This is a genomic window from Marinobacter shengliensis, from assembly GCF_003007715.1.
GTDB lineage: Bacteria > Pseudomonadota > Gammaproteobacteria > Pseudomonadales > Oleiphilaceae > Marinobacter > Marinobacter shengliensis.
On the sequence record NZ_PXNO01000027.1, the window covers coordinates 1050738 to 1063114 of the forward strand.

General features: G+C 56.9%; 10 protein-coding genes. 6 read left to right on the top strand and 4 right to left on the bottom strand.

What is annotated here, in order from left to right; translation table 11 throughout:
• Positions 1 to 31: 31 nt before the first annotated feature.
• Both C7H10_RS17940 and C7H10_RS17945 read right to left on the bottom strand, forming a co-directional pair.
• Complete coding sequence (locus C7H10_RS17940) at positions 32 to 628, bottom strand: hypothetical protein (protein WP_106695903.1); 597 nt, start codon at positions 626 to 628, stop codon at positions 32 to 34.
• 73 nt (positions 629 to 701) lie between these two features.
• On the bottom strand, positions 702 to 980 hold the full coding sequence (locus C7H10_RS17945; protein ID WP_058091120.1) for a PilZ domain-containing protein: 279 nt from the start codon (positions 978 to 980) through the stop codon (positions 702 to 704).
• A 179-nt stretch (positions 981 to 1159) separates the two neighbouring features.
• On the opposite strand from C7H10_RS17945, the gene C7H10_RS17950 reads away from it, so the two are divergent.
• Together C7H10_RS17950 and C7H10_RS17955 are read left to right on the top strand one after the other, a co-directional pair.
• A complete protein-coding gene (locus C7H10_RS17950; RefSeq protein WP_106695904.1) occupies positions 1160 to 2173 on the top strand; it encodes a Fe(3+) ABC transporter substrate-binding protein in 1014 nt (337 codons plus the stop codon).
• 167 nt (positions 2174 to 2340) lie between these two features.
• On the top strand, positions 2341 to 4029 hold the full coding sequence (locus tag C7H10_RS17955) for an ABC transporter permease (protein WP_061332109.1): 1689 nt from the start codon (positions 2341 to 2343) through the stop codon (positions 4027 to 4029).
• Positions 4030 to 4116: 87 nt separating this feature from the next.
• On the opposite strand, the gene C7H10_RS17960 is transcribed toward C7H10_RS17955, so the two are convergent.
• Complete coding sequence (locus tag C7H10_RS17960) at positions 4117 to 5784, bottom strand: AMP-binding protein (RefSeq protein WP_106695905.1); 1668 nt, start codon at positions 5782 to 5784, stop codon at positions 4117 to 4119.
• Between the two features lie 252 nt (positions 5785 to 6036).
• Here C7H10_RS17960 and C7H10_RS17965 point away from each other — a divergent pair, with 252 nt between their 5' ends.
• From C7H10_RS17965 to C7H10_RS17975, 3 genes are all read left to right on the top strand, one after another.
• Positions 6037 to 7011 carry an ABC transporter substrate-binding protein gene (locus C7H10_RS17965; RefSeq protein WP_106695906.1) on the top strand — a complete coding sequence of 325 codons (975 nt, stop codon included), beginning with the start codon at positions 6037 to 6039 and terminating at the stop codon, positions 7009 to 7011.
• 66 nt (positions 7012 to 7077) lie between these two features.
• On the top strand, positions 7078 to 7980 hold the full coding sequence (locus tag C7H10_RS17970; RefSeq protein ID WP_106695907.1) for an ABC transporter permease: 903 nt from the start codon (positions 7078 to 7080) through the stop codon (positions 7978 to 7980).
• 9 nt (positions 7981 to 7989) lie between these two features.
• A complete protein-coding gene (locus C7H10_RS17975; protein ID WP_106695908.1) occupies positions 7990 to 8784 on the top strand; it encodes an ABC transporter ATP-binding protein in 795 nt (264 codons plus the stop codon).
• 64 nt (positions 8785 to 8848) lie between these two features.
• Here C7H10_RS17975 and C7H10_RS17980 read toward each other — a convergent pair whose 3' ends face one another.
• A complete protein-coding gene (locus C7H10_RS17980; RefSeq protein WP_106695909.1) occupies positions 8849 to 9658 on the bottom strand; it encodes a DUF6160 family protein in 810 nt (269 codons plus the stop codon).
• A 574-nt stretch (positions 9659 to 10232) separates the two neighbouring features.
• Here C7H10_RS17980 and C7H10_RS17985 point away from each other — a divergent pair.
• The gene (locus C7H10_RS17985; RefSeq protein WP_106695910.1) at positions 10233 to 12371 is read left to right on the top strand and encodes an adenosylcobalamin-dependent ribonucleoside-diphosphate reductase; all 2139 of its coding nucleotides are present in this window, start codon (positions 10233 to 10235) and stop codon (positions 12369 to 12371) included.
• The last annotated feature ends 6 nt before the right edge of the window (positions 12372 to 12377 follow it).

Here is a 12377-nt window from a genome sequence, read left to right on the forward strand (position 1 = left end):
GAACGGCATCACAGGCTGAATGCCACACTCGTCAGTCTTCTGTGCACTCACTTTCGTTGAACGATGGCAGGCGGGCGCTGAGCGTGCCCCTGGGAACTTTTCTGGCGTGAACGATATAAGTAACCGGCGACGGACGCAGATAATCCATGTTTACCTCATCATCACCCCGCTTAACCACTACCGATTCCGGCCGGCAGCTTACCAACAGGCCGAAACTCGATCCGACATCAGCGACTCCCTGCAGGTTTGTTCCCTGCTCAACCGCGACACATACGTCCTTGCCCGTAGCCGGCTGGCCAGTGGCTGCGATTCGGTCTTTCCCAGGCTCACCACAGGCCCTGATACCCTCGCCACAGGCGCCGCTGTCACTGTGGTTCTGGTCAGTGATACGCCACACCCTTTCGCTGCACTGGGTTTCCAGCCGGATAGGCGTCGCCTTGTTGTTGGCCAGCCACCAGCCGGGGTATTCGGCACTTTGCCAGGACACCCTCACCTGGCGGGTTTCGCCTGCGGAGGTCTCGGCCGGGAACATCGCATAGTGTGTGTAGTAACTGGCGCAGCCGTTCAACACAAGCAATGAACACAACACCGCCACTAACCCGGAACGCCCTGAAAAAGCGAAAGTCATCAGTAAAGCCGTCCTTTCAAAACTCAGACTCGAAGGCTTCCATTATCGGGATTGGGCGGGGACATTCCACGGACTATTCATCATTCTGGTCAAACTGCAGGCCAAAACCGTCGTTGGTCTGCCGCACCACCACCATATCGAGTGTAGGTGCCGGCACCGGCAAACCCTGCACCTGCACGGTTACCTTATCGCCTAACTGCGGCGCAAAAGGCTCGTCGTTGAGTACGATGAATACGCCTCCGTCCGAGATATCCCGGGTTGAAAACACGAATTCACCAAACTGTTCGTGTACCACCTTAACTTTCGCACTCAAAGCGGTGCGGCTGTGCACTCTGCGATCATTGTCTACCATACCCCGGGACCCTGTTTTTGGCCTGTTTTTTATAGTGTTATCAAGCATAACACCATTTTTACACAAATATCCCTCCGGCGTTATTGACTCAAACCGTGATAGCAATGAGAATAGTTGTCGTTTTTAACTGCCTGTGAGTTTATCTATCAGGTGAGCCAGACAAAAGGAAGGAAAACACTATGCGAATGAAACTAGCAGCCGCTGTTGCCATCGCCCTGACCGCCACACCGATGGCTGCCACCGCCGATGGCGAAGTAAACATCTATTCCTACCGCCAGGCTTATCTGCTGGAGCCGCTGTTGAATGCCTTTACCGATGAAACCGGCATCAAGACCAACGTTGTCTTCGCCAAGCAGGGTCTGGCAGAACGTCTGGAACGTGAAGGCCGTAACAGCCCGGCCGACGTGGTTATGACGGTCGATATCTCCCGCATCAACGAGCTGGTTGAAAAAAACCTGGTCGCGGAAGTAGACAGCGACACCGTTAACAAAAACATTCCGGAAAACCTGCGTCACCCGGACGGCAAGTGGTTTGCCCTGACCACCCGTGGCCGCCTGATCTTCACCTCCAAAGACCGGGTTGAAGAAGGCGAGATCAGCACCTACGAAGACCTGACCGATGCAAAATGGAAAGGTCGTATCTGCACCCGTAGCGGCAAGCACCCGTACAACGTAGCGCTGGTGTCTTCCATGATCGCCCATCATGGCGAAGAAAAGGCTCAGGAGTGGCTCCAGGGCGTTAAAGACAACCTGGCACGCAAGCCCCAGGGCGGTGATCGTGACCAGATCAGAGCTATTGCCGAAGGCGTGTGCGACCTTGCCCTGGGTAACAGCTATTACTACGGCAACATGCTGATGGACGAAAACCAGCGCCCGACCGCCGAGCAGGTCAACCTGGTGTTCCCGAACGCTAACGATCGTGGCACTCACGTGAACATCAGTGGTATTTCTCTGACCCAGAGCGCGCCCAACAAGGACAACGCCATCAAGCTGATCGAGTTCCTGTCCTCACCGAGCGCACAGCGCATCTACGCCGAGGCCAACTCTGAGTACCCGGCAAACCCGGAAGTCAAGCCAACCGGCATGGTTGCTGAGTGGGGCGAAATGAACCCGGACACCCTGTCGCTGCAGGAAATCGCCAACAACCGCAACTCAGCCGTTCGCCTGATTGATCGCGTCGACTACGACGGCTAACCAATTGGCGCCGACATCAGGCGCCTATCAGAAAGGGTACCAACAGCACGTTGGTACCCTTTTTAGTGTCTGTTTAAGAGACAGAAATGACCCCCGTCATTGCAGTGAGCCCCCTCAGTATCTAAAATCGCAATTCTTCTCATCACCACTTCCATAACGGGACAAGCATGACCGAGGTCGTTTCCAGTGCCAATCCGGGGCTTTCGCAACCACTTCTGGCCAAACGCACCTCGAAACGATGGATGATCAGTGCCCTGATCACCACGGCCATTGTCGCTTTACCGGTCTTCTCTGTGCTTTACCTGGCCTTGTTCCCTGATGAGAACATCTGGCCACACCTGATGGAAACCACCCTGCCCCGCTACCTCACAACCACCATCAAACTGATGATTGGCGTGGGCATTCTCACATTGATCATCGGGCTTTCCACCGCCTGGGCGGTCACCATGTGCGAGTTCCCGGGGCGAAAATTCTTCGAGTGGGCCCTGCTGCTGCCCTTTGCGGTGCCGGCCTACGTGATTGCCTACGTTTATACCAGCCTGCTCGACTACGCGGGGCCGGTCCAGAAAGCCCTACGGGAATGGTTTGGCTGGCAAAGCGCCGCAGACTACTGGTTCCCGGAAATTCGCAGCCTGGAAGGGGCGGTCCTGATGATCGGCCTGGTGCTGTACCCTTACGTTTACCTATTGGGCCGCGCTGCCTTCATGGAGCAATCGCCGTCGCTGTTTGCGGTCAGCCGCAGCCTTGGCCATTCGGCCATCAGTACGTTTTTCCGGGTGGTATTGCCCATCGCCCGGCCCGCCATCGCGGTAGGCTTGTCACTGGTACTGATGGAAACCCTGAACGACTTCGGCACCGTCGACTTCTTTGCCGTACAAACCCTCACCCTGGGCCTGTTCGATACCTGGATGAACCTGGGCAACCTGGGCGGAGCGGCCCAGATCGCCACCACCATGCTTATGTTCGTGGTGATCCTGGTGACACTGGAACGCTACTCTCGCCGGCGCCAGCAACAATTTGCCGCCCGCGATAACCGCGACCCCATCCACCGCTTTACCATGTCTTTTCCGCGGCAGATGATTTGCCTGGCCGTATGCGCCGTCCCACTGGTATTCGGGTTCATCATTCCGGGCGCCACCCTTGGCTACTACGCCTGGGAATACTTTGATGAAAGCTGGAACCCGAACTTCATTCGCAACACCTTTAACAGCCTGTTCCTGTCTGGTACCGCAGCGCTGACCACCCTGCTGATTGGTGTTACCCTCGCCTACAGCCGCCGGCTGCACAATACCCGGGGCATGCAGGTGCTGATGCGCCTTTCCAGCCTGGGTTACGCCATGCCCGGCGCGGTGCTTGCGGTTGGGGTCATTATTCCTTTGGCCGGTTTCGACAACTGGTTCGATGGCCTGATGCGGGATTACTTTGGCTTCAGCACCGGCCTGCTGCTGAGCGGCACTGCGTTTGCCCTGGTGTTTGCCTACACGGTTCGCTTTTTGGCGGTTTCCGCTGGCAGTGTGGAAAGCGCCCTGCAAAAAATCACACCCAGCATGGACATGGCCTCGCGCTCACTGGGCCACACACCCGGTAAAACCCTGGTGAAGGTGCACCTGCCCATGCTCAGGGGCACCCTGGTGACAGCGGCCCTGGTGGTGTTTGTAGACTGCATGAAGGAACTGCCCGCCACCCTGATACTGCGTCCATTCAACTACGAAACCCTGGCCACCTACGTGTACCAGTTTGCTTCCGATGAGCAGCTGTACCACAGTGCACTGCCCTCCCTGATCATCGTGCTGGCGGGCATCATTCCGATCATTCTGATGAGCCGGTCAATTTCCAACTCCAGAACCATGACCTGATTTCCGCTGACTCAGAACCTGGCCCATAAACAGAAAGGCCCGGCAAATTGCCGGGCCTTTCTGTTTTCTGCGTTGTGCCTACTGCGATTACTGCCAGATGACCGGCTGCTTCTTCGCGTACCAGCTATCCACTTTCTCCTGGTAGGCGTCTTCAACCACGTTACGCTTGAGCTTCAGCGTCGGGGTCAGGAAGCTGTTCTCGATGGACCACTCATCGCTGACCACAGTAATGAACGCCAGTTGCTCGTGGGGATCAACGGTTTTGTTCACGTCTTTGATCAGCTGAGTGAAGCTCTCTTCAATTTCCTTGCGGAAGCTTTCATCGGCCATCTTCGGGCGAATCTCCTCACCCAGCAGCACCAGGGCATGGGGCTGGGTCTGGTTGGCACCAGACACACACACCATTTCAATGGCGTCATGGGACATCAGACGATTCTCAATCGGCGCAGGGGCAATGTACTTGCCCTTGCTGGTCTTGAAGATCTCCTTGATGCGGCCCGTCAGCTTCAGGCGGCCCATCTCATCGATCTCGCCCTTGTCGCCGGTCTTCAGGAAGCCATCCTCGGTAAAGGTTTCCTTGGTTTTCTCTTCGTCCTTGTAGTAACCCATCATGGTGGCCGGGCTCTTCACCAACACTTCGCCCTGCTCGCTGATTTTCACCTCAACACCCGGCAGCGCCTCGCCCACGTAACCGGTACGGGTACGGCCCGGCTTGTTCATGTGCGAATAGGCAAAGTTCTCAGACATGCCGTAGCCTTCCAGCAGCTCCAGGCCCAGGTTGCGGTACCAGTCCAGCACATCGTTGGACAGCGGCGCGGAGCCGGAGCCAGCCAGCTTGACCTTGTCCAGGCCAAGGCCTTTGAGGACTTTCTTCTTGATCAGCTTGTTGACCAGCGGAATCTTCAGCAACCGCTCGAGCTTCTGCTTGGGCACCTTCTGCAGCACACCGTGCTGGAACTTCACCCACAGGCGCGGCACAGACAGGAACAGCGTCGGCTGCGCCCGCTGCAAATCCTGGACAAAGGTATCCAAAGACTCGGCAAAGTACAGATGGAAACCGGCATACAAGGAACCCAGCTCTACAAAGGTGCGCTCAAATACGTGGGCCAGAGGCAGGTAAGACAGCATCCGCTCCTCAGGGCCAACGCCCAGAGTCTGGATACCGCCTGCAGCAGCGAAGGCCATGTTCTGGAAGCTGAGCATCACGCCTTTCGGGCGGCCGGTACTGCCAGAGGTGTACACGATGGTTGCCAGCTCTTCCGGCTCACGGTGCACCTGACCTTCCAGCGGCGGATACTTGGCCACGATGTCGTCCCAGGTCTCGAAATCGTTGGGCGGGCTAAGAGGGTAGGAAATGCAACGCACGGAATCCGGAACGCCCGGCTTCATGCTGTCCCAGTCGTCCAGCTTGCCCACAAACAGAACCTCGCATTCGGCGTGGTTCAGGATGTAGTTGACGGTATCCGCATTCAGGGTCGGGTACAGGGGTACGGAAATATGGCCAGCCAACCAGATCGCCCAGTCGGTCATGATCCATTGCGCGCAGTTTTTAGAAATTAGGCCAATGCGGCTCTTTTCCGGCAGGTTAAGGGACTTCAGGTAAGACGCCATCCTGCGGGCTTCATCAATTGCCCGGCCCCAGGTGTATTCAACCACCTTGCCGTTGCCAATTGGCTGAGTCATGTAAGGGGAATCAGCTTTCGTGGCTTCCCAGTGGTACAGCATATCGAGGGGAAGTTTGTTTGTTGTGTCCATGGACCTTCCTAGTTTGTCTTTATAGTTGGGGGGTATCGTATTATTAGACTTTCGTAGCCTATTTCAACACACCCCTGCACGTCAAAACGTGACCAAACCAAAATATCTGCATTTCAGACAAATGCGCAATAGCAACTGATAAAGTATCGCCCATCCCTACCCCGAAACCTATATCCCTGTGGTAAACTTGCGCACTTTCATTTTTCCGCCCCGGCAAACGGGGACATCAGTCACTGACTCGGAGATGGGCATATGGCCAAGAAGACCTTGCGCACCCTGATCGGCGCTTCGCTGCTGGCAGCAGCAAGCCTGGTTCAGGCTGAAGAAACCCGTGTAGTTGCCATCACGCAGATTGTTGAGCACCCGGCACTGGATGCCGCTCATGAAGGCATCAAAGATGAACTGGCCGAACGCGGCTACCGCGTGGGTGAAAACCTACGCCTGATGCACGAAAGCGCCCAGGGCAACTCAGCGATTGCCTCCCAGATTGCCCGCAAGTTTGTGGGTGAAAGCCCGGACGTGATTGTTGCCATCGCTACCCCGTCTGCCCAGACAGTAGCAGCCGCAGCCCGCAACATTCCGGTTGTGTTCTCCGCAGTGACAGACCCAGTAGCGGCCAAACTGGTCCAGAGCCTTGAGGCTCCGGGCGCCAATATCACTGGCGTAAGCGACATGCTGCCTATTGAGAAGCATTTGGACATGCTCCAGCGCATCATGCCGGATGCCAAGCGCATCGGCACCGTTTACAACCCCGGTGAAGCGAATGCCGCCGCCCTGATCGATCTGCTCGACGAGCGCCTGGCGGCCCGCGACATGCAGCTGGTTAAAGGTGCTGCCACCAAGACCTCTGAAGTACTGGGTGCGGCCCGGTCACTGGTTGGCAAGGTAGATGCCATCTACCTGACCACCGACAATACCGTGATCAGTGCTGCCGAAGCGGTGATTTCCGTTGGCGAGCGGTCCAAGATTCCGGTATTCGCGGCAGACACCGCCACTGTCGAGCGTGGCGCGGTTGCCGCTCTTGGGTTCAACTACTACAACCACGGCCGCCAGACCGGCGCCATGGTTGTGCGCATTCTGGAAGGTGCCGGCACCGCCGACATGCCCGTTGAAACCATGGAAGAGCTGGACCTTTACGTAAACCCGGCCGCCGGTGAGCGCATGGGTATTACCCTGTCCGAAGACCTCATCCAGGACGCAAAAGAAGTCGTCAAAAGCGACAAGTAACGCCTGACCAACACGGGCGGACCCCACAAGGGCCCGCCCGTTTTCTTTCACGGTGATTAACTACCCATGCTCAGTGAAATCGCATTCTACGGTGCTCTTGAAACCGGCCTGATCTACGGCCTGGTTGCCTTTGGTATTTACCTCTCTTTCCGTGTTCTCGACTTCCCCGACCTGACAGTGGACGGCAGCTTCCCCCTGGGTGCCGCCGTAGCCGCCGTTCTGATCCTGGAAGGCTGGAACCCGTGGGTCGCCACCGGCTTCGCCGCGCTGGCAGGCATGGCGGCAGGTGCTGTAACAGCCATCCTGAACGTCAAACTCAACATCCTGAACCTGCTAGCCTCAATCCTGACCATGATTGCGCTGTACTCGGTAAACCTGCGCATCATGGGCCGGCCGAATATCGCGTTGTTGTCAGAAGAAACGGTGCTGACGCCCTGGTATTCCCTCGGCCTGGAGTTCCACCAGGTACCGGTGATTCTGTTCCTGATCGTCGTGGCGGTATCCCTGGTGCTGTTGTGGCGCTTCATGAAATCGGAAACTGGCCTGGCCATGCGAGCCACCGGCTCCAACGCCCGCATGGCGCGGGCACAGGGCATTGCCACCGGCGGTATGATTATCCTCGGTGTAGCCCTGTCTAACGGCCTGGTTGGCTTGGCCGGCGCCCTGTTCGCCCAGAGCCAGGGGGCGGCCGACGTCACCATGGGTGTGGGCGTGATTGTTATCGGCCTGGCCTCCCTCATTGGCGGCGAGGCGGTACTCACTCCGTCTACCGTTATGCGTGCCCTGCTGGCCTGCGTGATCGGCGCCATCATCTACCGCCTGGCCATTGCCTTCGCACTGAATGCAGACGTACTTGGCCTGCAGGCCCAGGATCTGAACCTGATTACTGCGGTACTGGTTACCCTGGCGATTGTTCTGCCCGGCGTTCGCACCAATCTCACTAACCGCTTCAGCCGCAAAAAAGCCTGAGGAGGCACTATGATCAGCGCAACCGATCTACGGCTTACCTTCGGCAAGGGTACGCCACTGGAAAACCCGGCACTGCGGGGTATGAGCCTGACCGTTAACCAGGGTGAGTTTGTGACCGTTATCGGCAGTAACGGGGCCGGCAAATCCACCTTCCTGAACGCCCTCTCGGGCGAGGTGATGGTGGACAGCGGCCAGATTATTGTCGACAACCAGGACGTTACCCGCCTGCCCACCCACAAACGGGCTTCGCGCGTGGCACGGGTATTCCAGGACCCCCTGGCCGGCACCTGTGAGAACCTCTCCATCGAGGAAAACCTGGCACTGGCCATCAAGCGCGGCCAGCGCCGTGGCCTTACCACAGCGGTAAAAAGCAAATACCTGCCGCAGTTCCGGGACAGCCTGGCCACCCTGAAACTGGGCCTGGAAAACCGCCTTGGCGACAAGATGGGCCTGCTCTCCGGTGGTCAGCGCCAGGCTGTCAGCCTGCTGATGGCCAGCCTGACGCCTTCCAGCATCCTGTTGCTGGACGAGCACACCGCTGCCCTGGACCCGAAAACCGCCAACTTTGTTCTGGAGCTCACGCAAAAGATCATTGAAGAACAGAAACTGACCGCCCTGATGGTCACACACAGCATGAAGCAAGCGCTGGAAGTGGGCAGCCGCACAGTCATGCTGCACCAGGGCCAGGTGGTGTTCGACATTGCCGGTAAAGACCGGGAAGGACTGGAAGTGAAAGACCTGCTCGGCCTGTTCGAGAAACAGCGCGGGCTGGAAGTGGACGACGACAGCCTGTTACTGGGCTAAGCCATTTCCGCAATAGAAAACGGGGCCACGAAGGCCCCGTTTTTCTATTACACAGTTAAAGCCGTTAGTGGCCGTAAATGCGCATCGAGGTATTGGTAATCGCCAGGTCGTCCAGCATGACCGACCCAATCGACGTGCCACCAATCAACACACCACCAATGCTCAGGTCAGCCCGGAAGCTGTCCATCTCAATGGCCAGAACCTCCGTGCCAGCGGCATTGGCACCCTTGAAAATATCCAGATCGACATTAGCGAACAGCCGCAAGGGCTGAGGGGCCTGCAGGTCATAATCCGCTCCGGTGAGCCGGAGATCCCGGATGCCCATGGCCAGGAACGGAATATCAAAGTCCATGTCATCAATGGCGAAATCCGTTAACAGCCTCAGGGTATCCGTGGCGGTATCCACCCGGATGGTGCCAGAGCCAATCAGCATGTCCATCTGGAAGTTATCCATAATGGTGGTGCTGCCATCGGTGCCGGTCAGGTCCCAGGCCCCGGTGGTGATGCGCATATCCACAGCCCCGAAGGTCATCGGGAGAATGTTGATAATGGCATCGCCGTCATTGGCAATGTCGATATTGATCCGAACGTTGTCCAGCTTGTCGCTGGGCGCGGCTCCGGTCAGGTTAAAGCCCAGTTCCGGGAACAGGTCAATACGGTTGGTACCACCCACAGAGATATCGTTAATCACCAACGATCCCTCATCCGTGTAGATAAACCGATCAATATTCAGCCGGGTTTCCAGCTCAATAGTGACACCCGCCTGACCGGTGATGTTACCCATCGAGATTTCATCCAACGGCTGGAACGCCATGGCGGCAGGGGCTGCCCCCGCAACACACAGCGCAAGCATGGTAGGTTTCAGGCCTTTCATTGTTCTTTTCCTTTTATAGTAGTTATCACTTCCTGTGGGCCACTGCGGTGTTACGACGCCACCCTCATACTCTACCGACACGTCGCATCTCGATACGTGCAGACATCACAAAAACTTGCACATCACAACAATTTTCACTGAACGCTTTTTAACCACAACATCTAGTGATTCCCCCGAAACCGCGCTGAACGCCCACACAGCAGGGATTTTGCGCGTTGCAAGTATTCTTCCATTGATTTTCTTTGCACTCAAAGCTCATTCAATAGTTGCTCTCTTATTCACAGACCACTATATCCTGTTATACTTCAGGAACAAGAAGCCCATATATAGGGCAAATAACAACCACACAGCCCGCCACGCGGGCGCCGGGAAAGCCGGCAAAAGCAACTCCGACAGCAAGATAAAGGCAATCCACCGGCTCTGAACAGGCGGCACCTTCCGCCAGGCAAATACCACATCTAGTGTTTTTGACCAAAAAACAGGCCGGCAGTAAGAACGCAACACCATTAAAAAAGGGGCATGGCGCCGGGGACGGCACCATCAAAACGAGACATACTGGAAACCGAGGGTGGCAATGAACGCTAAGGCACAGGCAGTGATCACAACGATTCCCATGCAGGAAGCGTCGCTTGATATCTGGCACAGCAAGTACCAGCTGAAGACCAAGACAGGCGAAGCGGTCGACAAAGACATCAACGCAACCTACGAGCGCGTTGCCAAGGCCTTGTCGGAAGTGGAGAACAAGAATGTACGCAACAAGTACATGAAGGAGTTTCTCTGGGCCCTGCAGAACGGTGCCATTCCGGCTGGCCGGATCACCTCCAACGCCGGTGCGGAAGCCCACAAGCCTGCCACCTCCACCATCAACTGCACGGTATCCGGCAGTATTCAGGATTCCATGAACGACATCCTGGAGAAAAACCACGAAGCGGGCCTTACCCTCAAGGCCGGTTGTGGTATCGGTTATGAGTTCTCAACCCTGCGCCCCCGCGGTGCCTACGTCGCCGGCGCCGGCGCCACCACTTCCGGCCCGCTGTCGTTCATGGATATCTTCGACCGCATGTGCTTCACCGTGTCTTCTGCCGGTGGCCGCCGCGGTGCCCAGATGGCCACCTTCGATGTACACCACCCCGACGTCATCGAATTCATCCAGGCCAAGCGTGAAGACGGCCGCCTGCGCCAGTTCAATTTGTCTCTGCTGATCACCGAAGACTTCATCGAAGCCGTACGCAACGGCGACGACTGGCACCTCTCCTTCCCCGTCACCAAGAAGGAAGTGGAAGACGAAGGCCTGGACCTGAACAACGCCGAGCAGTTCCTGTACCGCGATTTCCCGGTTCAGGACGGCTACGTGGTAAACGAAGAAGGCAAGGTTGCCTGCCGCATCTACAAGACGGTGAAAGCCCAGTTCATCTGGGACACCATCATGACCAGCACCTACGACTACGCCGAGCCAGGCTTCATCCTGATCGACAAAGTTAACCAGATGAACAACAACTGGTTCTGCGAAGACATCCGCGCCACCAACCCCTGTGGTGAACAGCCCCTGCCCCCATACGGCAGCTGCCTGCTGGGCTCCGTGAACCTGACCAAGTTTGTGGACTACCCGTTCACCGACAAAGCCAGCTTCAACTACGAGAAATACCGCAAGGTAGTGGGCATCTTCACCCGCATGCTGGATAACGTGGTGGAAATCAACGGCCTGCCGCTGGCCGAGCAGCGCCATGAAATCACCTACAAGCGCCGCCACGGCATGGGCATCCTGGGCCTGGGTTCTACCCTCGCCATGCTGCGCATGCCCTACGGCTCTGACGATTCCGTGCAGTTCACCGAAGACGTGGTACGGGAAATGGCCGTGGAAGGCTGGCGCCAGTCTCTGGCCCTGGCTGAGGAGAAAGGCCCGGCGCCCATCATGGAGGACGAGTTTGAAATCACCCCCAAGATGATGAGCAAGTGCCCGGACCTGGCCAAAGACGGCTACAAAGTGGGCGACATCCTCAAAGGCAAGCTGCTGCACGCCAAGTACAGCCGCTACATGCAGCAGATTGGCCACGTTGAGCCGGAACTGGTGAAAAAGCTGGCCGAGAAAGGTGGCCGTTTTACCCACCACACATCCATCGCGCCTACTGGCACCATCAGCCTGTCGCTGGCCAACAACGCCAGTAACGGCATTGAGCCAAGCTTCTCGCACCATTACGCCCGGAACATCATCCGTGAAGGCCGTAAAACCAAAGAGAAAGTGGACGTATTCAGCTTCGAGCTGCTGGCCTACCGCCATCTGGTCAATCCCGGCGCTATGCCCTTCTCCGAAGACGAAGACAAAAAGCTGCCCAGTTACTTCACCACCTCCGATGATGTAACCCCCACGCAGCACGTGGATATTCAGGCAGCGGCACAGAAATGGGTAGATTCCTCCATTTCCAAAACAGCCAACGTGCCCACAGACTTCGCGTACCAGGACTTCAAAGGCATTTACCTGTACGCCTACGACAAGGGCCTGAAAGGGTGCACCACCTTCCGCTTCAACCCGGAAGCCTTCCAGGGCGTACTGGTTAAAGAGAAAGACCTCGAAAACACGCTGTACGAGTTCACCCTGGATGATGGCAGCAAAGTGACCCTCAAGGGCAACGAACAGGTAGAGTACGACGGCGAAACCCACACCGCCGCCAACCTGTTTGATGCGCTTAAAGAAGGCACTTACGGTAAATATTGATCCCGG

What these genes read in the sequence shown, in the direction of transcription:
- C7H10_RS17975 (WP_106695908.1), top strand. Translation starts at nt 7,990, where the DNA reads ATGATCAGCGCAACCGATCTACGGCTTACCTTCGGCAAGGGTACGCCA.
- C7H10_RS17940 (WP_106695903.1), bottom strand. Translation starts at nt 628, where the DNA reads ATGACTTTCGCTTTTTCAGGGCGTTCCGGGTTAGTGGCGGTGTTGTGT.
- C7H10_RS17960 (WP_106695905.1), bottom strand. Translation starts at nt 5,784, where the DNA reads ATGGACACAACAAACAAACTTCCCCTCGATATGCTGTACCACTGGGAA.
- C7H10_RS17985 (WP_106695910.1), top strand. Translation starts at nt 10,233, where the DNA reads ATGAACGCTAAGGCACAGGCAGTGATCACAACGATTCCCATGCAGGAA.
- C7H10_RS17955 (WP_061332109.1), top strand. Translation starts at nt 2,341, where the DNA reads ATGACCGAGGTCGTTTCCAGTGCCAATCCGGGGCTTTCGCAACCACTT.
- C7H10_RS17950 (WP_106695904.1), top strand. Translation starts at nt 1,160, where the DNA reads ATGCGAATGAAACTAGCAGCCGCTGTTGCCATCGCCCTGACCGCCACA.
- C7H10_RS17980 (WP_106695909.1), bottom strand. Translation starts at nt 9,658, where the DNA reads ATGAAAGGCCTGAAACCTACCATGCTTGCGCTGTGTGTTGCGGGGGCA.
- C7H10_RS17965 (WP_106695906.1), top strand. Translation starts at nt 6,037, where the DNA reads ATGGCCAAGAAGACCTTGCGCACCCTGATCGGCGCTTCGCTGCTGGCA.
- C7H10_RS17970 (WP_106695907.1), top strand. Translation starts at nt 7,078, where the DNA reads ATGCTCAGTGAAATCGCATTCTACGGTGCTCTTGAAACCGGCCTGATC.
- C7H10_RS17945 (WP_058091120.1), bottom strand. Translation starts at nt 980, where the DNA reads ATGGTAGACAATGATCGCAGAGTGCACAGCCGCACCGCTTTGAGTGCG.